The 19,794-nt window shown below is 68.4% G+C and carries 13 protein-coding genes and 6 pseudogenes; 12 read left to right on the top strand and 7 right to left on the bottom strand.

Annotation, left to right across the window (positions count from 1 at the left end; translation table 11 throughout):
• Positions 1-10 precede the first annotated feature (10 nt).
• Positions 11-1,003 carry a ferritin-like domain-containing protein gene (locus HK415_RS15255; protein WP_171560789.1) on the bottom strand — a complete coding sequence of 331 codons (993 nt, stop codon included), beginning with the start codon at positions 1,001-1,003 and terminating at the stop codon, positions 11-13.
• A gap of 216 nt (positions 1,004-1,219) precedes the next feature.
• Between HK415_RS15255 and HK415_RS15250 the strand changes: the two genes are divergently transcribed.
• Together HK415_RS15250 and HK415_RS15245 are read left to right on the top strand one after the other, a co-directional pair.
• Positions 1,220-1,711: a hypothetical protein gene (locus HK415_RS15250; protein WP_171560786.1), complete on the top strand. Its 492-nt coding sequence runs from the start codon at positions 1,220-1,222 to the stop codon at positions 1,709-1,711.
• A complete protein-coding gene (locus HK415_RS15245; RefSeq protein ID WP_253261897.1) occupies positions 1,708-2,667 on the top strand; it encodes a hypothetical protein in 960 nt (319 codons plus the stop codon). Before HK415_RS15250 ends, HK415_RS15245 begins: the two co-directional genes overlap by 4 nt.
• 2 nt (positions 2,668-2,669) lie before the next feature.
• Here the strand turns inward: HK415_RS15245 and metK are convergent, their stop codons facing one another.
• Positions 2,670-3,851, bottom strand: coding sequence for a methionine adenosyltransferase (gene metK / locus HK415_RS15240; protein WP_171560782.1), 1,182 nt, complete (start codon positions 3,849-3,851; stop codon positions 2,670-2,672).
• Between the two features lie 134 nt (positions 3,852-3,985).
• Here metK and HK415_RS15235 point away from each other — a divergent pair.
• Together HK415_RS15235 and HK415_RS15230 are read left to right on the top strand one after the other, a co-directional pair.
• Positions 3,986-4,811, top strand: a pseudogene (locus HK415_RS15235) (lysophospholipid acyltransferase family protein).
• A 23-nt stretch (positions 4,812-4,834) separates the two neighbouring features.
• Positions 4,835-5,677, top strand: coding sequence for an LpxL/LpxP family acyltransferase (locus HK415_RS15230; RefSeq protein WP_216370002.1), 843 nt, complete (start codon positions 4,835-4,837; stop codon positions 5,675-5,677).
• Here HK415_RS15230 and HK415_RS15225 read toward each other — a convergent pair.
• Both HK415_RS15225 and yihA read right to left on the bottom strand, forming a co-directional pair.
• Positions 5,671-6,564 (bottom strand): alpha/beta fold hydrolase, encoded by an 894-nt coding sequence (locus HK415_RS15225; protein WP_171560774.1) that lies wholly within the window; start codon positions 6,562-6,564, stop codon positions 5,671-5,673. The two genes, HK415_RS15230 and HK415_RS15225, sit on opposite strands and share 7 nt — an antisense overlap.
• Positions 6,561-7,246 (bottom strand): annotated as a pseudogene (gene yihA, locus HK415_RS15220) (ribosome biogenesis GTP-binding protein YihA/YsxC). The gene HK415_RS15225 and the pseudogene yihA overlap by 4 nt, the downstream one beginning before the upstream one ends.
• 44 nt (positions 7,247-7,290) lie before the next feature.
• Here yihA and HK415_RS15215 point away from each other — a divergent pair.
• The 5 genes from HK415_RS15215 to msrQ all read left to right on the top strand — a co-directional run bounded on the left by HK415_RS15215 (position 7,291) and on the right by msrQ (position 13,319).
• The gene (locus HK415_RS15215; RefSeq protein ID WP_171563471.1) at positions 7,291-8,067 is read left to right on the top strand and encodes a c-type cytochrome; all 777 of its coding nucleotides are present in this window, start codon (positions 7,291-7,293) and stop codon (positions 8,065-8,067) included.
• Positions 8,068-8,236: 169 nt separating this feature from the next.
• A complete protein-coding gene (locus HK415_RS15210; protein WP_171560770.1) occupies positions 8,237-10,270 on the top strand; it encodes a cytochrome c biogenesis protein ResB in 2,034 nt (677 codons plus the stop codon).
• Positions 10,267-11,598, top strand: a complete 1,332-nt coding sequence (gene ccsB / locus HK415_RS15205) for a c-type cytochrome biogenesis protein CcsB (RefSeq protein ID WP_171560765.1) — start codon at positions 10,267-10,269, stop codon at positions 11,596-11,598. Before HK415_RS15210 ends, ccsB begins: the two co-directional genes overlap by 4 nt.
• Before the next feature lie 69 nt (positions 11,599-11,667).
• On the top strand, positions 11,668-12,666 hold the full coding sequence (gene msrP, locus HK415_RS15200; RefSeq protein ID WP_171560762.1) for a protein-methionine-sulfoxide reductase catalytic subunit MsrP: 999 nt from the start codon (positions 11,668-11,670) through the stop codon (positions 12,664-12,666).
• The gene (gene msrQ / locus HK415_RS15195; protein ID WP_373684596.1) at positions 12,666-13,319 is read left to right on the top strand and encodes a protein-methionine-sulfoxide reductase heme-binding subunit MsrQ; all 654 of its coding nucleotides are present in this window, start codon (positions 12,666-12,668) and stop codon (positions 13,317-13,319) included. Before msrP ends, msrQ begins: the two co-directional genes overlap by 1 nt.
• A gap of 44 nt (positions 13,320-13,363) precedes the next feature.
• Here the strand turns inward: msrQ and lysA are convergent, their stop codons facing one another.
• A complete protein-coding gene (lysA, locus tag HK415_RS15190) occupies positions 13,364-14,641 on the bottom strand; it encodes a diaminopimelate decarboxylase (protein ID WP_171560758.1) in 1,278 nt (425 codons plus the stop codon).
• Entirely contained in the window at positions 14,638-14,883 is a 246-nt protein-coding gene (lptM, locus tag HK415_RS15185; RefSeq protein ID WP_171560753.1) for an LPS translocon maturation chaperone LptM, read from the bottom strand. The genes lysA and lptM overlap by 4 nt, the downstream gene beginning before the upstream one ends.
• Positions 14,884-14,895: 12 nt before the next feature.
• Here lptM and cyaY point away from each other — a divergent pair.
• Positions 14,896-15,232, top strand: a pseudogene (gene cyaY, locus HK415_RS15180) (iron donor protein CyaY).
• On the opposite strand, the pseudogene HK415_RS15175 reads toward cyaY, so the two are convergent.
• A pseudogene (locus tag HK415_RS15175) lies at positions 15,222-17,689 on the bottom strand (penicillin-binding protein 1A). The pseudogenes cyaY and HK415_RS15175 overlap by 11 nt on opposite strands.
• A gap of 271 nt (positions 17,690-17,960) precedes the next feature.
• Here HK415_RS15175 and HK415_RS15170 point away from each other — a divergent pair.
• Together HK415_RS15170 and HK415_RS15165 are read left to right on the top strand one after the other, a co-directional pair.
• Positions 17,961-19,039: pseudogene (locus HK415_RS15170) on the top strand (pilus assembly protein PilM).
• A pseudogene (locus HK415_RS15165) lies at positions 19,036-19,763 on the top strand (PilN domain-containing protein). Before HK415_RS15170 ends, HK415_RS15165 begins: the two co-directional pseudogenes overlap by 4 nt.
• Positions 19,764-19,794: the final 31 nt, after the last annotated feature.

Raw genomic sequence — 19,794 nt, 5'->3', positions numbered from 1 at the left:
CTGTTCTCCCTCAGGCGTTACGGAACTGGTCCCGCAGCATCTTCACCTGGTCGTGGTTGCGCTGCACGCCCTGCATCTGGCGCTCCACCACCTGGCGCACGTCGGCCGGCAGGTTCTTCTGCAGGGCCTTGGTGTAGCGGGCCTTGGCATTGTCCTCGCCGCGCTCGGCTTCTTCCAGCACCGCCTTGTCGTCATAGGTGGTGAGCTTCGACTTGATCGACACCCAGCCGCGGTGCATGGCGCCCATGGCGCTGCCGCCTTCCTCCATGCTCCCGCCGTACTGTCGGATGCAGTCGTTCAGCTCCTGCGCGCTGCGGCGGCAATCCTCCGCGCGTTGCAGGAACGTCGAGCGCAGTTGCGGGTCCTTGGCCTGTTCGGCGCACTCGCGGAAGCCGTACTCGCCGTCCTTCGAGCATTCCACCAGGTCCTTCAGCACGTCGACCACGTCGCCTCGATCGCCGTCGTTGTTGCCCGCGGTCTGCATCGCACCCACCGCGCCGGCCGTGCCGCCGCCGGAGCTGCTGCGGTACTGCTCGTCGGCGCGGGACCAGGCGGCTTCCGACGCCGGGCGGGCGCGCTCCCAGTTCAGCGTCGAGTTGCCGCGGGTGCTCTCCCACTCGGAGGCCAGGCGCGGCTCCACGCTGGTCCAGCGGTCCTGCTCGTAGCGCTCGCGGCCGGACAGCCCCAGGCGGTAGGCCGGGCTGTAGTCGTCGAAGCTGCGGCCCTTCTCGTAGTAGGGCTCCTTGTCGTAGTTCTCGCGCCAGAAGGCTTCTTCCTGCGTCGGGTTCACCGCTTCGCCGGCGGCCTTGCCGGCGAGCCCACCGACCACGGCGCCGACCACGCCGCCGACAGCGGCGCCCATCGGGCCGGCGATCGAGCCGGCAGCCGCGCCCGCGACGGCGCCGCCGGCGGCGCCAATGCCGGTGCCGATCGGGTGCGCACCGGGTTCGTCGGTGATGGGGTCACGGTTCAGGTCGCGCTCTTCTCGTTCTTCAGCAGCCATGGCTTGCTCCTTGTGCATGTCTTGGAAAGGTCCTTCCTTCATGTTGAGGCGGGGGCCCGGCCGGCCCGTGGGCCAAATACCCACAACCCTTGTAGGACACGTCGGGCGGGGCGCCGCGCCCCGCCGTGGCTGAGCGCGCGCACAGGCATTCACAGCACCGTCCTACACAGGCGTGCCGGCGCGTGCATCACGCTGTGCGCAACGGGTGATGCCCACATGAAATACTCACTGCGCAAGACGCCTTCCCACCTCAACCTCACGTACAAGTACGGGGAGGCGAGTGGCGGGCTCCTCGGCCGCAACCTGTTCCTCGAGGTCGAGGGCAACCTGCTGACCCTCGAGATCGACCTGTCCGCGAACCTGCTGGCGCGCAACAAGCAGTCGCCCTGGTACCTGGACGCGGTCGACCTCTCCTCCAACTACCACAAGCTCAAGTCGCTGCAGTGCCCGGACAACCTGGTGCGCACGCGGCTGATCCGCGCGTGGGAGGGGATCGAGCAGCCGCGCCTGCGCATGCGACTGGTGCTGCACCCCCGCGGCCGCTACCTGTACGAGGTGGCACCGCATTCGCTGTTCATGGGAGGGATCCAGCTCGACGTCCAGGCTTTCCTGGAAGACGAATCGGAAACCACCGGAACCGCCACCACGCCAACCGAAGCTTCCCATCTCGAGGTGGAAGAAGCCGACCCCCAAGGGAAACACGCATGACGCGCAACGTTCGACTGGCCCGCTTCCTCGCGGGCGTGGGCACAGCTTGCCTCCTCGCCCTCGGCTCCGTCGCCGCGCAAGCGGACGCGGGCAGCCTGCGCAGCCGCTACACCGAGCTCAAGCCCCAGCTGCAAAGCAATTCCTACGGCCGCCAGCTGTACATCGATTCCGCCGAGGGCAGCAACTCGCTGCAGGGCGACGTGTACGCGGTGCTGGACCACCCCTTCGAGAAGGTGAAGGAAGCGCTGGTGGAGCCGGAAGCCTGGTGCGACATCATGCTGCTGCCCTTCAACACCAAGGCCTGCAGCGCGCAGGGCAACCGCCTGAGCGTGCGCATCGGCCGCAAGTACAACCAGCCGGTCGACCAGGCCTACCGCCTGGACTTCGGCTTCACCAACGTGGCGGCGACCTCGAACTACCTGGAGTCCCGGCTGAACGCGGGGCAGGGCCCCTTCGGCACGCGCGACTACCGCATCACGGTGGAGGCGGTGCCCATCGAGGGCGGCAAGACCTTCATGCACATGAGCTACGCCTACGGCTTCGGCGGCAGCGGCCGCTTCGCGATGCAGGCCTACCTGGCCACGGCGGGCGCCAACAAGCAGGGCTTCACCACCAACGGCGTGCGCGGCGCGGTGGAGCGCAACGCGATGCGCTACTACCTGGCCATCGACGCCTACCTGGACACGATGGACGTGCCGCAGGCGCAGCGGGTGGACAAGCGCATCAACAACTGGTTCAGCGACCGAGCGCTACCCGCAGCAGCTGCGCGAGATGGACCGCAACACCTACGTGACGATGAAGCGCCAGGAGTACGGGGTGGAGAAGACGGCGGCGGTGACGCAGTAAGGACTCCGTCATCCCCGCGACGGCGGGGACCCAAGGCTTTCCAACGAAGAAGGGGCGCAATGCGCCCCTTCGGTTTTCAAACGCCTTGGTTCCCGCCTCCGCGGGAATGACGTTATTTCAGGCCGGCCGCTGCACGCAGCGCGGCAGCTTTGTCGGTCCGCTCCCAGGTGAACTCCGGCTCTTCGCGGCCGAAGTGGCCGTAGGCGGCGGTCTTCTGGTAGATCGGGCGCAGCAGGTCCAGCATCTGGATGATGCCCTTGGGACGCAGGTCGAAATGCTCGCTCACCAGCTGGGCGATCTTGTGGTCGGGGATCACGCCCGTGCCTTCGGTGTACACGGTCACGTTCATCGGCTTGGCCACGCCGATCGCGTAGGCCACCTGGATCTGGCACTGCTTGGCCAGGCCCGCGGCCACGATGTTCTTGGCCACGTAGCGCGCCGCGTAGGCGGCCGAGCGGTCCACCTTGGACGGGTCCTTGCCGGAGAAGGCACCGCCGCCGTGCGGGCAGGCGCCGCCGTAGGTGTCGACGATGATCTTGCGGCCGGTCAGGCCGCAGTCGCCCTGCGGGCCGCCGATGACGAAGCGGCCGGTGGGGTTGATCAGGTAGCGCGTTTCCTTCAGCCACTCCTTGGGCAGCACCGGCTTGATGATCTCCTCGATCACCGCCTCGACGAAGGACGACTTCATCTTGTGGCCGTCGCTCATCTCGGGGGCGTGCTGGCTGGACAGCACCACGGTGTCGATGCTGTGCGGCTTGCCGTCCACGTAGCGCATGGTCACCTGGCTCTTGGCGTCCGGGCGCAGGAAGGGCAGGCGGCCGTCCTTGCGCAGCTGCGCCTGGCGCTCCACCAGGCGGTGCGCGTAGTAGATCGGCGCGGGCATCAGCACCGGCGTCTCGTCGCAGGCATAGCCGAACATCAGGCCCTGGTCGCCGGCGCCGGTGTTCAGGTGGTCGTCGGAGGCGTGGTCCACGCCCTGGGCGATGTCGTTCGACTGCTTGTCGTAGGCCACCAGCACCGCGCAGCCCTTGTAGTCGATGCCGTATTCGGTGTTGTCGTAGCCGATGCGCTTGATCGTGTCGCGCGCGGTCTGGATGTAGTCGACGTGCGCGTTGGTGGTGATCTCGCCGGCCAGAACCACCAGGCCCGTGTTGGTCAAGGTCTCGGCGGCGACGCGGCTGCGCGGGTCCTGCTGGAAGATCGCGTCGAGGATCGCGTCCGAGATCTGGTCCGCCACCTTGTCGGGGTGGCCTTCGGACACGGATTCGGAGGTGAAGAGGAAATCGTTCGCCATTTGAATAAACTCCGTTGGTTTGACTGGAAGGCGCGTTGCCTTCTGCCGGAGCTTGGGCGAACGCTTTAGCAGATGTTTTTAGGGTCGCCCTGCAAGTAGTTCCGTAACTCGGCGACGCGCAAATTCTAACCCGCGTGAAATCCTTCTTCCAACTGCTATCGGGATGGCCCCTGCCCCTGCTGCACCTCCTGGGCGCGGCGGTGGGCTGGCTGGCCTTCCTGCTGTCGCCCACCTACCGGCGCCGCTTCCTGGAGAACGCGCGCCAGGCGGGCTATGGCTTCGCGGGTGTGCGGCAGGCGGTCGCCGAAGCCGGCAAGCTGGTGATGGAAACGCCGCGCCTGTGGTTCGGGCGGATGCCCCCGGTGGAATGGGAGCAGGCGGAGCTGATCGCCGCCGTGCGTGCGGAAGGGCGCGGCATCGTCTTCCTCACGCCACACCTGGGTTGCTTCGAGGTGACCGCGCAGGCCTATGCGCAGCGCTTCGGCCCGATCACCGTCCTGTACCGCCCGGCGCGCAAGGACTGGCTGCGCGAGCTGGTCGCCACCTCGCGCGACCGCCCGAACATGCGCGCCGTCCCCACCACCCTGGCCGGGGTGCGCCAGATGCTGCGCGCGCTCAAGGCCGGCGAGGCGGTGGGCCTGCTGCCCGACCAGGTGCCGCCGCAGGGCCTGGGCGTGTGGGCGCCTTTCTTCGGCCGGGAGGCCTACACCATGACGCTGCCCGCCCGCCTGGCCCAGCAGACCGGGGCCGCGGTATTCGTGGTCTGGGGCGAGCGGCTGCCGGCCGGCCGCGGCTTCCGGGTGCGCGTGCAGCGCCTGGAAGGCGAGCTCGCGCGCGAGCCGGGGGGTGGCGGCGGCGCAAGTCAACGCGGAGATGGAGCGCATGGTGCGCGCCGGACCCAGCCAGTACCTGTGGGGATATGCGCGCTACAAGCAGCCGCGCGAGGAGCCCGTTTCGTGATCAGCCATCTCGGCATCCTGTTCATGCGCGCCATCGCGCCGCTGCCGCTGCCCTGGCTGCGCGCGCTCGGCTACGTCCTGGGCCTGGTTCTCTACGCCCTGGTCTGGTCGCGCCGCAAGGTCGTGGACGTGAACCTGCGCCTGTGCTTTCCGCACTGGAGCGACGCGCAGCGGCGCAAGGTCGCGCGCGACACCTTCGTGCACGTCGCGCAGTCCTTCGTCGACCGCGCGTGGCTGTGGCATGCCGACCCCGAGGTGGTGCGAAGGCGCGTGGTGCTGACGGGCGCGGTGCGCGAACTCGCGGGCAACGACGCCACCATCGTGTTCGCGCCGCACTTCGTGGGGCTGGACGCCGGCGTGACCGGGCTCACGCAGCAGCTGCCGCGCCGCTTCATCGGCATCTACACGCGCCAGAGCAATCCGGTGGTGGACGCCTGGGTGCTCAAGGGGCGGCACCGCTTCGGCATCAATCCGCGGCCCATGAGCCGCAACGAGGGCGTGCGCGAGATCATTTCCGCCCTGCGGGACGGCGACATCATGTACCTGCTGCCGGACATGAACTTCGGGCCGGAGGAATCGATCTTCGTGCCCTTCTACGGCGTGCCGGCGGCCACGGTGCCCTCGCTGTCGCGCTTCGCGCGCCTGGGCCGGGCCAAGGTGGTTCCGGTCATCACGCGCATGCGGCGCGGCGGCTACGAGGTGCGGGTGCACGAAGCCTGGGCGGGCTTCCCCAGCGGCGACGCGGAGGCCGACACGGCCCTCATGAACCGGCGGCTGCAGGACTACATCGACGAGATGCCGTCCCAGTACTACTGGGTGCACAAGCGCTTCAAGACCCGGCCGCCGGGCGAGCCGACGGTCTACTGACGCAGGAAGGCGCCCAGGCGCTGCGCGACCAGCGCCGGCTGCTCGTGCACGATCCAGTGCGAGGCGTCGGCGAACTTCTCCAGCGTGAGCCGCGGGACGTAATCCTCCAGGCCGTCCAGCAACTCGGGCAGCAGCGCGGCGTCCTGCAGGCCCCAGAGCACCAGCGTCGGGATGCTCACGGTCAGCATCTCGCGCGGCAGCTCGATGGCGCCCGCGGCCGCATCGCCCTCGCGCGGCGGGCGCAGCGGCGAGGCACGGTAGTAGTTCAGCCCGCCCGTCAGGCTGCGGTCCCACACCGCCCGGTACTTGGCCTTCACGTCCTCGGTCAGCCAGCGCGCCTCGCCCCAGTGCGTGAAGAACCCGAACAGCCGCCGGTAGCCGTCCTCGCGCAGCAGTTGCTCCGCATCGGGCCGCACCAGGAAGTTCATGTACGCGCTGGCCTCCTGCTGCTTCACGCTGGTCTTGAGCGCGCGCAGGAAGGTGCCCGGATGCGGCGAGTTGATGATGGCCAGCCGCTGCAGCAGCGCGGGCTGCTGGTTGGCCAGGTTCCAGGCGAGCGCGCCGCCCCAGTCGTGCGCCACCAGGCAGGCCAGCGGGGCGCCTTCGGCCTGCGCCAGCGCCGCGATGTCCTGCACCAGGTGCTTGGGCCGGTAGGCCGCCACGTCGGCGGGCTGCGAGGAGTCCTCGAAGCCGCGCAGGTTGGGCGCCACGCAGCGGTAGCCGCCGTGGGCGGGCTGCGCGAAGTGCTCCAGCAGTTCGTCCCAGACGAAGGCGGCTTCGGGAAAGCCGTGCAGGAACAGCAGGACCGGGCGGCCGCGCTCCCCGGCGCCGCGGCAACTGAGGGTGATGCCGTGGGGGAGCGCCTGCTGCCAGGTCTGGATCGTCATGCAGGTTCCGCTGGGGGCTCCGCGTCGGGATGGGTCCATTGCCACAGGAGGAGGGAGGCTTCCTCCACGCCCTCCTTCTTGAGGGCGGAGAACAGTCTCGCCTCGCCGCCGCCGGTTTGCAGTCGCGCAATGGACAGCGCCTTGTTCTGCTCGCTGCGGTTGAGCTTGTCCGACTTCGTCAGCAGCACCAGCAACTTCAGCCCCTGTTCGACGCGCGGACGGATCACCTCCAGCAGGATGTCGTCCAGCTCGGTCAGCCCCTGGCGCGGGTCCACCAGCATCACCACGCCCGTGAGGGTTTCGCGGGTGACGAGGTAGTTGGCCATCACCTGCTGCCAGCGGATCTTGTCTGCCTTGGGCACGGCGGCATAGCCGTAGCCGGGAGGTCGGCCAGCACGGCGTCGGTCACGCCCTGCTTGCCCAGGGCGAACAGGTTGATCGCCTGCGTGCGCCCGGGGGTCTTGGAGGCGAAGGCCAGGCGCTTCTGCTGCGTCAGGGTGTTGATGCAGGTGGACTTGCCGGCGTTGGAGCGTCCCACGAAGGCGATCTCCGGGACGTCCAGCGTGGGCAGGTGCTCCAGCCGCGGCGCCGTGGTGAGGAAACGGGCGGTATGCAGCCAGGCAACGGCTTGCGCCGCGGGGGAGATGGTCATGGGGGGCGGGAAGGGGGCGGAGTGCGGCATTGTAGAATCCCGGGGTTTTGCGCCTACCCAATCCAAGAAACGTGATCAAGACGCCTGCCTCCCTGTTGCTGGCCGCCGTGCTGGCCGCATCCGCGCTCCCGACCTGGGCCCAGCAGCCTGCCGCCAGCGCCGCTGCGCCGGCGGCGGCGGCCGCGCCGGGTGCTTCGGGCCTCACCGTCGCGCCGCCGCAGGCCTCGAGCTCCGCTCCCGCGCCCGGGCCCGGCGCCGCCACGCCTTCGGCCACCGCGCCGAACGCCGTCGCGCCCGCCACGGCCGGCGTGAAGGTCGACGTGGCCGCGGGCGAGGCGAAGTACACCGCCGTCTGCGCGGCCTGCCATGGCGCCGCCGGCAATTCCGGCACACCCGCCAACCCCAGGCTCTCGCAGCAGCACGATGCCTACATCGTCAAGCAGCTGCAGGAGTTCAAGAGCGGCAAGCGCCCGAATCCGATCATGCAGGGCTTCGCCTCCCAGCTGAGCGAGCAGGACATGAAGAACGTCGCCGCCTACCTGGGCACCCAGAAGGCCAAGACCGGCTTCGCGACCGACAAGGAACTGGTCTCGCTGGGCGAGAAGATCTACCGCGGCGGCATCCAGAACCGCCAGATTCCCGCCTGCGCCGGCTGCCACAGCCCCAACGGCGCCGGCGTCCCGGCCCAGTACCCGCGCCTGTCCGGCCAGCATGCCGCCTACACCGGCAGCCAGCTGGTGGCCTTCCGCGACGGCATCCGCAAGAACAGCCCCCAGATGTCGCAGATCGCGGCCAAGCTGAACGATCGCGAGATCCGGGCCGTGGCGGATTACATCGCCGGCCTGCGCTGAAAGACCGCCGGTTGAACTAACCGCTGCCGCGCAGCACCAAATCGGGCGGGCACCTCGCAGGAGGGCCCGCCTTTTTCATCCCGGACCGCATGACCACTTTGACCGCCGACCCGCCCGCCGCCCCCGCGGAACCTCCAGGGCCCGCGGAGCGTTCGAGCTCGTCTCCTCGATGCGCTTCGCCATCGCCCTGCTGACGGTGATCTGCATCGCCTCGGTGATCGGCACCGTGCTCAAGCAGCAGGAGCCGGTGAACAACTACGTGAACCAGTTCGGGCCCTTCTGGGCGCAGCTGTTCTTCGCGATCCGCCTGAACACCGTCTACAGCGCCTGGTGGTTCCTGCTGATCCTGGCCTTCCTGGTGGTAAGCACCTCGCTGTGCATTGCCCGCAACACGCCCAAGGTCATCGCGGACCTGAAGTCCTACAAGGAAAACATCCGCGAGAACTCGCTGCAGGCCTTCCACCACCGCGCCGAGGCGGCGCTGGCGGAGGCTCCCCAGGCCGAGGCGACGCGCATCGGCCACGCGCTGGCGAAGAACGGCTGGAAGGTGCGGCTGCAGCAGCGCGGCGAAGGCTGGATGGTCGCGGCCAAGGCCGGCGGGGTGAACAAGCTGGGTTACCTGGCGGCGCACAGCGCGATCGTGCTGGTGTGCCTGGGCGGCCTGCTGGATGGCGACCTGATCGTGCGCGCGCAGATGCTGTTCAACGGCAAGCAGCCGTACAGCGGCGGCGGGATGATCTCGGAAGTGCCGACCAGGCACCGCCTGCCCAGTACCAACCCCACCTTCCGCGGCAACCTGCTGGTGTCCGAAGGCACGCAGTCGTCCACCGCCGTCCTGGCGCAGTCCGACGGCATCCTGCTGCAGGAGCTGCCCTTCGCCATCGAGCTGAAGAAGTTCATCGTCGAACACTATTCGACCGGCATGCCCAAGCTGTTCGCCAGCGACATCGTGATCCACGACCGCGCGACCGGCGAGAAGATCGAGGCGCGGGTGGAGGTGAACCACCCGGTGCGCCACCGCGGCATCGAGATCTACCAGTCCAGCTTCGACGACGGCGGCTCCAGCGTCACGCTCAAGTCCGTGCCGCTCGATGGCAGCAGCCGCAGCTTCGAGGTGCAGGGCACCATCGGCGGCTCCACCGACCTGGCGCGCGGCCAGGGCAGCGACGCGCAGAAGATGACGCTGGAATACACCGGCCTGCGCGTGATGAACGTGGAGAACCTGGCCAACGCGGGCGAGAGCGGCGCCGACGTGCGCAAGGTGGACCTGCGTGCCGCGCTCGAAGGCCGGCTGGGCGCGGCGAACAAGACGGTGACCAAGAAGGCGCTGCGCAACGTCGGCCCCAGCATCAGCTACAAGCTGCGCGACGCGGCGGGGCAGGCGCGCGAATTCCACAACTACATGCTGCCGGTCGAACTGGGCGAGGGCGTGCCGGTGTTCCTGCTCGGCATGCGCGAGACGCCGGCGGAGAGCTTCCGCTACCTGCGCGTGCCGGCCGACGAGAACGGCGCGCTCGACGGCTTCCTGCGCCTGCGCGCGGCGCTGGGCGACCCGGCGATGCGGGAAGCGGCCGTGCGCAACTACGCGCGCGGCGCGACCGACCCGGCCCGGCCGGAACTGGCGCAGCAGCTGGCCGCGTCCAGCATGCGCGCGCTGGCGCTGTTCGCCGGCGCCGACAGCGTGCCGGGCAAGGCCCCGGGCGGACTGCAGGCGGTCTCGGACTTCATCGACGGCAACGTGCCGGAGGCCGAGCGGCCGCGCGCCGGCGAAGTGCTGGTGCGCATCCTCAACGGCGCCTTCTTCGAGCTGGCCCAGCTGAGCCGCGAGAAGGCGGGGCTGCCGCCGCTGGCGCGCGACGAGCGCACCCAGGCCTTCATGACCCAGGCCGTGCTGGCGCTGAGCGACGCCTTCAACTACCCCGCGCCCATGGCCTTCGAGCTCAAGGAGTTCAAGCAGGTGCAGGCCAGCGTGTTCCAGGTCACCCGTTCCCCCGGGCGCGCCATCGTCTACCTGGGCTGTGCCTTGCTGATCCTGGGGGTTTTCGCGATGCTGTATGTTCGCGAAAGGCGCCTGTGGGTGTGGCTCAGCCCCGCCGGCGCAGGTTCACGGGCGCGCATGGCGCTTTCCAGCAACCGGAAGCTGCTGGACGTGGACCGCGAATTCGACCGGCTCCGGAACCGGCTCTTGGGAGACAGGACATGAACACCGCCACGACGACGAACACCACGACGCTCACGCTGGACGAGGGCTTCCTTTCGCGCCGCAACTGGTTCGACTGGCTGTTCGCACTGGTCGTCGCGGCCGGTGGCCTGTATGCCTTCGCCAGCTACCAGCAGTACATGGACGTGTACGAGAAGGGCATCCTGCTGGCCGCCATCCCCTCGACCATCTGGCTGGGCTGGTTCTGGCGGCCGCTGCGGGTGCTGATGCTGGCCGTGGCCGCGTTCTCGCTGCTCGGCGTCTTTTCGTACCAGGGCGAGATCGCCCGCGCCGACTCGGTCTTCTGGCTGAAGTATTTCCTCTCCAGCCAGTCCGCCATCCTCTGGATGAGCGTGCTGTTCGTCATGAGCACGGTGTTCTACTGGATCGGCATGTTCGCGCGCGGCCAGGCGGCGGCCATGGAGGCGATCGGCTCGAAGCTCGCGTGGGTGGCGGTCGGCATGGCCCTGATCGGCACCATGGTGCGCTGGTACGAAAGCTACCTGCTCGGGCCGGACATCGGCCACATCCCGGTGAGCAACCTGTACGAGGTGTTCGTCCTGTTCTGCTGGATGACGACCGCCTTCTACCTGTACTTCGAGGAGCAGTACGAGACGCGCGCGCTGGGCGCCTTCGTGATGCTGGTGGTGACGGCCGCCGTCGGCTTCCTCCTCTGGTACACGCTGGTGCGCGAGGCGCACGAGATCCAGCCGCTGGTGCCGGCGCTCAAGAGCTGGTGGATGAAGCTGCACGTGCCGGCGAACTTCATCGGCTACGGCACCTTCGCGCTGGCCGCGATGGTGGCCTTCGCCTACCTGGTCAAGCAGCAGGCCGCGGAAACGCGCTGGCACCGGCTGGCGCCGCTGTGGCTGCTGGGCGTGCTGCTGTCGGTGATGCCGATGGTGTTCCGCAAGTCGCTGGAAAGCAGCAGCAGCTACTGGCTCGGCTACCTCGCGGTGTCGGCGCTGATCGTCGGCGGCATCCTGCTGGCGCGCCGGCACATCGCCGGCCGCCTGCCCGCGCTGGAAGTGCTGGACGACGTGATGTACAAGTCCATCGCCGTCGGCTTCGCCTTCTTCACCATCGCCACGGTGCTCGGTGCCCTGTGGGCGGCCGAAGCCTGGGGCGGCTACTGGAGCTGGGACCCGAAGGAGACCTGGGCGCTGATCGTCTGGCTGAACTACGCGGCCTGGCTGCACATGCGGCTGATGAAGGGCCTGCGCGGCACGGTGTCCGCTTGGTGGGCGCTGGTGGGCCTCGCGGTCACGACCTTCGCCTTCCTGGGCGTGAACATGTTCCTCTCGGGGCTCCACAGCTACGGCGAACTCTGACGCAGGCGCATCCAACGGGGGCGCGCGTGCGTATGGACAGGAACGGGTAGCCAGACAGAAAGGGTTTCCATGCTGATCAGGACGGGTCGTGACGGTTTCCAGCATCCGGTGGGCAGCGAGATCACGCCGCGCGCGGTCTACGAGGACCGCCGGCAACTGCTGAAGTGGATGGCCACGGGTGCGGCGGGCGCCGCGCTCGCGACGTGGGCGCAGCGCGAAGCCATCGCGCAGCAGGTGGCCAGGCCCGGCAAGCTGCCTGCCCTGGCCGCGGTGCGTTCCACCGTGCCCGGTGCGGTGACCATGGAGAAGATCACCGAGTACAAGGACGCGAGCAGCTACAACAATTTCTACGAGTTCGGCACCGACAAGTCGGACCCGGCGCAGAACGCGCACACCTTGAAGACCCGGCCGTGGACGGTGGAGGTCGAGGGGCTGGTGAAGAAGCCGGGCAAGTACGCGATCGAGGACCTGCTGAAGCTGTCGGCGCAGGAGGAACGCATCTACCGCCTGCGCTGCGTCGAGGGCTGGTCGATGGTGGTCCCCTGGGTGGGCTACCCGCTGGCGAAGCTGATCGAGAAGGTGGAGCCGCTCGGGAATGCGAAGTACGTCGAGTTCCTCACGCTCGCGGATCCCAAGACCATGCCCTTCGTCGGCTCGCGCGTGCTGGAGTGGCCGTATGCGGAAGGCCTGCGCATGGACGAAGCCATGCATCCGCTGACGCTGCTCACCTTCGGCATGTACGGGGAGGTGCTGCCGAACCAGAACGGCGCGCCGGTGCGCATCGTGGTGCCCTGGAAGTACGGCTTCAAGAGCGCCAAGAGCATCGTGAAGATCCGCCTGACCGAGCAGATGCCGCGCACCGCCTGGAACAAGGCGGCCGCCAACGAGTACGGCTTCTACTCCAACGTGAACCCCAACGTGGACCACCCGCGCTGGAGCCAGGCGACCGAACGCCGCATCGGCGAGGACGGCCTGTTCGCCAAGAAGCGCAAGACGCTGATGTTCAACGGCTACGAGGCGCAGGTCGGGCAGATGTACGCCGGCATGGATCTCAAGAAGAACTACTGATGGTGCTGGCGCGGGCCCTGCTGCACCCGGCGCCCAAGCCGCTGGTGTTCGTGCTCTCGCTGCTGCCCTTCGCCTGGCTGGTCTATGGCGCCTTCGCCGACAAGCTCGGTGCGAACCCCGCCGAGTACCTCTCGCGCGCCACCGGCGACTGGACGCTGCGCTTCCTGTGCCTGACGCTGGCGGTGACGCCCTTGCGGGTGATGGCCAAGCTGCCGACGCTGCAGCGCTTTCGCCGCATGCTGGGGCTGTTCACCTACTTCTACGTCTTCCTGCACTTCCTCACCTGGGCCTGGTTCGATCAGGGCTTAGACCCCGGCGAGATGGGCAAGGACATCGCCAAGCGGCCCTTCATCCTGGTGGGTTTCTTGTCCTTCCTGCTGCTGACGCCGCTGGCGGCGACCTCGTTCAACCGTGCGGTGAAGGCGATGGGGGCCAAGCGCTGGCAGGCGCTGCACCGGATCGTCTATGCGATCCCCTTCACCGCGATCCTGCATTTCTTCTGGATGCGGGCGGGGAAGAACGACTTCGCGGAGGTGGCGGTGTATGCGGCCATCCTGGCCGTGCTGCTGGGATGGCGCGTCCGCGAGGCGCTGCGCAGGCGCAAGGGTGTTGGGGTCGCTGCGCGAGCCCAAGCTACCAGCCGCCCGTCGTGATGCGGTAGGTAGGGTGGGCTGCCTTGAGGCACCCCACCACTGCCTCAAGGCAGCAGCTTCTCTTTCCTGACCTGGTCCGCCACGTCCTCGCGCTCGCGGATGACGTGTGCCTGCGCGCCATCCACCAGCACTTCGGCCGGCCGCCCGCGCGTGTTGTAGTTGCTGGCCATGCTCATGCAATACGCACCGGCGGACAGCACCGCCAGCAGCTCGCCGGGCTGCACCGCCAGCTTGCGGTCGCGGCCGATCCAGTCGCCGCTCTCGCACACCGGCCCCACCACGTCGTAGGTCACGGGCTTGGTGGCCGACTGCTTCAGCGGAACGATCTGGTGGAAGGCCTCGTACATCGCCGGCCGCGGCAGGTCGTTCATGGCGGCGTCGATGATGCAGAAGTTCTTCTGCTCGCCGGGCTTGAGGTACAGCACCTCGGCCACGCACACGCCGGCATTGCCCACCAGCGAGCGTCCCGGCTCGATCATCAGCTGCCGGTCGCCGTAGCCGCGTGCGTCCAGGCGCGCCAGCAGCCGCTGCCACAGCACGTCGGCCGCTGGCGGGGACTCGCTGTTGTAGACGATGCCCAGGCCGCCCCCGAAGTCGATGTGCGAGATCGGAATGCCCTCCGCCTCGATGGCGGCGACCAGGTCCAGCACGCGCTCCAGCGCGTCCAGGTAGGGCGACACCTGCGTGATCTGCGAGCCGATGTGGCAGTCGATGCCGACCACGCGCAGGCCGGGCAGGGCGGCCGCGCGCCGGTACGCGCGCAGGGCGTCCTTGTGGGCGATGCCGAACTTGTTGCCCTTCAGGCCGGTGGAGATGTAGGGATGCGTGAGCGGATTCACGTCGGGATTGACGCGCAGGCTCACCGGCGCCTTCTGCCCGAGGCCGGCCGCCACTTCGCTCAGCACCTCCAGCTCCGCCTCGCTCTCGACGTTGAAGCAGTGGATGCCGGCTTCCAGCGCGCGCTGCATCTCGCGGCGCGTCTTGCCGACGCCGGAAAAGATGATGTCGGAGCCTTTCGCGCCGGCGGCCAGCACGCGCTCGAGCTCGCCGCCCGAGACGATGTCGAAGCCGCAGCCGGCGCGCGCGAACACCTGCAGGATGGCCAGCGAGGAGTTCGCCTTCAGCGCGTAGAAGATCCTCGCCTTGCGCCCGGCGAAGCCGCGCTGGTAGGCCGCCAGCGCCGACAGCATCGCGGCGCGCGAATAGACGAACAGGGGCGTGCCGTGCGCGCGCGCGAGGTCCGCGAGCCGGACCTCCTCGACGAACAGTTCCTCGCCGCGGTAGTGGACGAAGGGCGTCCCCGGAAGTGCGGCGGCGCTCATGGCGTGCGCACCGGTGCGGCCGTGCCCGAAGGCGGCAGCGCGGAGGCCGCGCGCGCCGGGACGACGGCGGTGGAAGAGGGAGTGAGCGTCTCCGGCAGCGTGGCGCGGCCCGCGGCCGCATCGCCCGTGGGCAGGAACAGGGGGCCCTTCTGCCCGCAGGCGGCCAGCAGCGCGAGCGCGCCGCACGAGAGCAGCCGGCGGCGAACCGGGGTGCTGACTAGAATCTGGAGAACACCGTACATCTGCAAATTGTAATGACCGATCTCGAATACCTCGACCGCGCGGAGGCACTGCTTGCGAGCCGTCGAGGCAGGCTGCGACCGGATCAACGAAAGCACCGACGCCGACATCGACAACCAGCGGGTCGGCGGCATGGTCACCCTGACCTTCCCGGACCGCACGCAGATCATCGTGAACCTGCAGAAGCCCCTGCAGGAGGTGTGGCTGGCCGCCCGCGCGGGCGGCTTCCACTACCGCTGGGACGGCCAGTGCTGGCGCGACACCAAGGGCACCGGCGAGTTCTTCGCCGACCTGAGCCGCTACGCCAGCCAGCAGGCCGGCGCGCAGCTGGCCTTCGCTCCTAGTTCCTGAACAGGTCGAGGATGCTGCGGCGCTCGTCGGCCGGCGCCGGCGGGATCGGCGGCGGCAGGCCGCCGGAGTTCTGCAGGCTGCGGTCCCCCGGCACGCCGGGCGCCTGCTCGCCCGAGGAGCCACCCTGCGGGCGGTTGCGCGGTGCCTCGCCGCCGTTCTCGCCCGAGAGGCCCAGGCTGCCGACGCCGTTGCCGCGCGCGTACTCCTCGTAGTACCACTCGCCGCCCATGTTCACCAGGCCCTCGGGGGCCGTGGGTTCCATCACCGGCACGCCCTTGAGCGCGGTGTCCATGAAGTTGATCCACACCGGCAGGCTCAGGCCGCCGCCGGTTTCGCGGTCGCCCAGCGAGCGCGGCGTGTCGTAACCCATCCAGACGATCGCCACCAGGGACGGGTGGAAGCCGTTGAACCAGGTGTCGATGGAATCGTTGGTGGTGCCGGTCTTGCCGTACAGGTCGGGACGCTTCAGGTCGCGCTGGGCGCGGGCCGCGGTGCCCGAGCGGGTGATCTCCTGCATCAGCCGGTTCATCACGAAGGCGTTGCGCGCGTCGATGGCCCGCATCGATTCGTTCAGCAGCGGCGGCTGGCTCTCCACCAGCGTCTTGCCCTTCTGGTCGACGATGCGCGTGATCAGCCAGGGATTGACGCGGTAGCCGCCGTTGGCGAACACCGCATAGCCCAGCGCCACCTGCATGGGCGTGACCGAGCCGGCGCCCAGGGCCATGGTGAGGTAGGCCGGGTGCTTCTCGGCCTCGAAGCCGAAGCGGGTGACCCAGTCCTGCGCGTTCTGCGTGCCCACGGCCTGCAGCACGCGGATCGACACCATGTTCTTGGACTTGGCCAGCGCGGTGTGCAGCGGCATCGGGCCTTCGAACTTGCCGTCGTAGTTCTTGGGCTCCCAGGGCTGGCCGCCGGTGACGCCGGAGTCGAAGAACAGGGGCTGTCGTTGACGATGGTGCTGGGCGAGAAGCCCTTTTCCAGCGCGGCGGAGTAGATGAAGGGCTTGAAGCCGGAACCCGGCTGCCGCCACGCCTGGGTGACGTGGTTGAACTTGTTCTTGTTGAAGTCGAAGCCGCCCACCAGGGCACGCACCGAGCCGTCGCGCGGGTCCAGGGCCACGAAGGCGCCTTCCACCTCGGGCAGCTGGGTGATCTCCCAGGTGTCCTTGGGTGTCTTCATCACGCGGATGACCGCGCCGCGCCGGATCTTGATCTTGGGCTGCGCCTTGTCGGACAGGCCGGAGCGCGCCGCGTTCAGGCCTTCGCCGACGATCTCGAAGCGGTCGCCGTTGCCGCGCACCGCGACGATCTTCTTGGGATTGACCTCCAGCACGACGGCAGCCATCACGTCGCCGTTGTCCGGATGCTCGGCCAGGGCGTCGTCGATCGCGTCTTCCAGCTCCTTCGGGTCGCCGGGCAGGTCGACGAAACGCTCCGGCCCGCGGTAGATCTGGCGCTTCTCGTAATCCATGATGCCCTTGCGCAGGGCCTTGTATGCCGCTTCCTGTTCGTTGGCCTTGACGGTGGTGAACACGTTCAGGCCGCGGGTGTAGGCCTCGTCGCCGTACTGCGCATAGACGAGCTGGCGCACGGTCTCGGCGACGTACTCGGCGCGGATGGCCGTGGTCTGCATGCCGGTGCGCACCCGCAGTTCCTGCTTCTTGGCTGCATCAGCCTGCTCTTGCGTGATGAAACCGTTTTCCTCCATCCGTTCGATGATGTAAAGCTGCCTCGAACGGGCGCGGGACGGGTTGGTGACCGGATTGAAGGCCGACGGCGCCTTGGGCAGGCCGGCCAGCATCGCGGCTTCGGCGATGGTGATTTCCTTCAGCGGCTTGCCGAAGTAGGTCTCCGAGGCCGCCGCGAAGCCGTAGGCGCGGTTGCCCAGGAAGATCTGGTTCATGTAGATCTCGAGGATCTGGTCCTTCGTCAGCAGGTGTTCCAGCTTGAACGTGAGCAGGACTTCGTACAGCTTGCGGGTGAAGGTCTTCTCGGACGACAGGTAGACGTTGCGCGCCACCTGCATGGTGATGGTGGAGGCGCCCTGGCTCTTCACGCGGCCCAGGTTGGCGACGGCCGCGCGCACCAGGCCCTTGTAGTCCACGCCGTGGTGCGAATAGAAGCGGGCGTCCTCGATGGCCAGCACCGCGTCCTTCATGACCTGCGGGATCTCCTTGATCGGCGTCAGGTTGCGGCGCTCCTCGCCGAACTCCCCGAGCAGCATGCCGTCGGCGCTGAACACGCGCAGCGGCAGCTTGGGCCGGTAATCGGCCAGGTCGCTGATGTCAGGCAGGTTCGGATAGGCGACCGCCAGCGCGACGCCGCCGATCGTGACCGCCGCGGCGACCAGGGCGAAGGCGATGCCGGCGGTCCAGGCGAACAGGGCGATGAGGAAGCGCTGCCAGGCAGGTCTGCGCGCAGCGGGGCCGGGAACGTCGGAAGAGGAATCGGAAGCCATAAAACTCCATCGGGCGTCCCGGAACGCGCCCATTATAAAAATGCCTTCGTCTGACCGGACCGGTCATGCCCCGGTTCCGCACCGGGTGTCGGAGGGGATCTTGCCGCTCGTCGCAGACGGCCGGAGTATGGCAGCAAGCCCGTCGGCTTTTGACAACGCGCACGAGGGGAGCGAGGCGGAAATTCCTTTTGCGACAAGGATGTTACTGCTAGCATTCAAGTGGAATCTTAAGTTTGTTACGCCTTGACACGGGGCGTCTCAGGAGACGGGTTTGATCTCAATCGGCTCTCTGTTTGGCCGCCAGACGGCACCCCTGCTGGGCCTGGACATCAGCTCATCCAGCGTGAAGCTGGTCGAGCTGAGCCTGGCGAAGAACGGTGGCTACGTCCTCGAACGCTGCGCCATCGAGCCCCTGGAGCGCGGGTGGATCAACGACGGCAACGTCGAGAAGTTCGACGAAGTGGCCGAGGCCATGCGCCGGGTGATCAAGAAGAGCGGCACCCGCACCAAGAACGTGGCCATGGCGCTGCCGGCCTCGGCAGTGATCACCAAGAAGATCATCCTGCCCGGCGGCATGTCCGACCAGGAGCTGGAGATGCAGGTCGAGGCGGAAGCCAACCAGTACATCCCCTTCTCGCTCGACGAGGTCAGCCTGGATTTCTGCGTGGTCGGCCCGAGCTCCACCTCGGCCGGCGACGTCGAGGTGCTGATCGCCGCCTCCCGCAAGGAAAAGGTGCAGGATCGCCAGGGCCTGGCGGAGGCCGCCGGCCTGAAGCCGGTGGTCATCGATGTCGAGTCCTACGCCTCGCGCCTGGCCGCCGGCCGCCTGATCAGCAACCTCCCGAACGAGGGCAAGGACCAGATGGTCGCCCTGTTCGAGGTCGGTGCTTCCACCACCAGCATGCAGGTGATCCGCAACGACGAGGTCCTGTACGACCGGGACCAGGCCTTCGGCGGCGCCCAGCTCACGCAGCTGATCGTGCGCCAGTACGGCTTCTCCCCGAGGAGGCGGAAGGCAAGAAGCGCAGCGGCGAACTGCCCGACGACTACGAGGCCGGCGTGCTGCGGCCCTTCGTGGACAGCATGGCGCAGGAAGTGGCGCGCGCCCTCCAGTTCTTCTTCACCAGCACGCCGCACAACCGCGTCGACGCCATCATGGTGGCCGGCGGTTCCGCCGCGCTGCCGGGCCTGAGCGAAGCCATCACGGCCCAGACGTCCTTCCCCTGTGTCCTGGCGGATCCCTTCCAGGGCATGCAGTTCGGTGACAACGTGCGCGAGAAGAAGGTGCGGCGCGAGGCGCCCTCGTACCTCACCTCGTGCGGCCTGGCCATGCGGAGGTTCCTGCAGTGATCCTGATCAACCTGCTGCCGCACCGCGAAGCGGCCCGCAAGCGCCGGCGCGACCTGTTCTACGCCAGCCTCGGCGCCTCGGCCTTCGCCGGTGCCGTCATCGCCGGCGGCGTCTACCTCTGGTTCGCCGCCCAGATCTCCACCCAGCAGAACCGCAACCAGATCCTCAGCAACGAGATCAAGCGGCTGGAAGGGCAGATCAAGGACATCGCCACCCTGCAGGAAGAGATCAACGCGCTGCGCGCGCGCCAGCAGGCGGTGGAAGACCTGCAGGCCGACCGCAACATGCCCGTGCACCTGCTCAATGAACTGGTCAAGCAGCTGCCGGAAGGCGTGTACGTCACCAGCATGAAGCAGAACGCGAACAACGTCGCGATCGCCGGTGTCGCGCAGTCGAACGAGCGCGTTTCGAGCTGCTGCGCAACCTGAGCACCAACAGCCCCTGGTTCACGCGCCCGGAGCTGCTGGAGATCGTGGCCGGCAGCGTCGCCCTGAGCCCGCGCGATACGCGCCGGGTCGCCAACTACCGCGTGAACGTCAAGCTGCTGCGCGCCAGCGAAGCGCAGAAGGCGGCATCGGCGGCTTCGGCCGCTGCCGCTGCTGTCGCCGCCAGCGCCGCGGCCTCGGCCGGCACCGCGCTGGTGCCGACGGCAGCCGCGCCGGCCAGTGCCGCCGTCGCGGCGGTCACGCCCGCGCCCGTTGCGGCTGCCTCGGCCAAGAAGTGATGCGCGCCCTTACCCAGCACACCGCAAGAAC

Origin of the sequence: Ramlibacter montanisoli (assembly GCF_013087525.1) — a bacterium.
GTDB lineage: Bacteria > Pseudomonadota > Gammaproteobacteria > Burkholderiales > Burkholderiaceae_C > Ramlibacter > Ramlibacter montanisoli.
This window is presented reverse-complemented; position numbering and strand designations above follow the sequence as displayed.